Raw genomic sequence first — 614 nt, forward strand, 5'->3', positions numbered from 1 at the left:
GTGACGACCTGGCCGTACCGGTAGCTCTTGAACACGTTCCACAGGAACGGCAGCGTCGACGCACCGAGGATGAACGCGCCCACCGACGAGATGCTGTTCAGCGTGGTGAAGCCGTCGGTCGGCAGGTAGTCGGCGTAGCGACGGGGCATGCCCTCGTTACCGAGCCAGTGCTGCACCAGGAAGGTGGTGTGGAAGCCGATGAAGGTCAGCCAGAAGTGCCACCGTCCGAGGCGCTCGTCGAGCATGCGGCCGGTCATCTTCGGGAACCAGAAGTAGATGCCCGCGTAGGTGGCGAACACGATGGTGCCGAAGAGCACGTAGTGGAAGTGCGCGACCACGAAGTACGAGTCGTGCAGGTGGAAGTCCATCGGGGGGCTGGCCAGGATGATGCCGGTCAGGCCACCGAAGAGGAACGTGATGATGAAGCCGACCGAGAACAGCATCGGGGTCTCGAAGGTGAGCTGACCCTTCCACATCGTGCCGATCCAGTTGAAGAACTTCACGCCGGTCGGGACGGCGATGAGGAACGTCATGAACGAGAAGTACGGCAGCAGCACCGCGCCGGTGGCGTACATGTGGTGCGCCCACACCGCGATGGACAGCGCGGCGATCGC

1 protein-coding gene is annotated in these 614 nt (G+C 63.2%); it reads right to left on the reverse strand.

What is annotated here, in order from left to right; all coding sequences use genetic code 11:
- The coding region (locus ACN675_RS29215; protein WP_420754125.1) for a cytochrome c oxidase subunit I at nt 1-614 on the reverse strand (614 nt) is incomplete at both ends.

The sequence above is a fragment of the Rhodococcus sp. O3 genome (assembly GCF_048897285.1).
Classification (GTDB): Bacteria; Actinomycetota; Actinomycetes; order Mycobacteriales; family Mycobacteriaceae; genus Rhodococcus.